The organism is Bradyrhizobium sp. UFLA05-89 (assembly GCF_059803475.1).
Genome location: NZ_JBANBA010000299.1, coordinates 1 through 643 on the forward strand (window position 1 = coordinate 1; position 643 = coordinate 643).

Below are 643 nucleotides of genomic sequence, written 5' to 3' on the forward strand. Positions count from 1 at the left end.
CCTCTTGCACGTTGACGCGCGACAACTTCGGCAAGGCGATCGCCGCTCAGCAGGCGAAGATCGTCGAGGTCGAGGCCCAGATCGCCGCGCAGCGCGCCGCCATTGAGCGTAACGCAGCAGCCGACAAGCTGGCGCGCGACCTCGATGAGATCGACAAGGCGCTGCCGGCATACCAGACGGCCGCTCGCCAGCTCGCCGACGCCGTCGAGGCTGTCGCTCACCTCCATTTCGAAGCCAACGAACTGGGCGCGGTCGCGCGCAACTGGGCGGCGCAGATCGACGTCGCAGGCGCGCTTGCCCTGGTGGAGCTGCGCCAAATGGTGGAGCAGATCAAAACCGGGGCCGCAGATATTCCGCCGAAGCCTGCGCCCGCGCCGGTTGCGAAGGTCGAGGCGCCGCCGCCGACCATGATCGTGTTCATGACGCACTCTGCTCGCTTCAGCGACCACGAAGGCCACAAGCGTTTTGCCGGCCAGTATGAAGACGCGCTGATGCCCGTTGCAACCGCGCAGCGGGCTATCCGCAAAGGCATCGCCGTTCCCACCACCGATCCACGTCGCGCTCAGCTTCGCGGCGCGCGTGGCAATGACTTCAACCCGCAGGCGCGTGATGTCGTCGATCTCGACGCGATCGACGAGGCGAA

General features: G+C 66.6%; 1 protein-coding gene. It reads left to right on the forward strand.

What is annotated here, in order from left to right; all coding sequences use genetic code 11:
* Positions 1 to 11 precede the first annotated feature (11 nt).
* Positions 12 to 643, forward strand: a 632-nt coding sequence (locus tag SO139_RS46365) for a hypothetical protein (RefSeq protein WP_498542175.1), incomplete at its 3' end; no start/stop codon positions are given.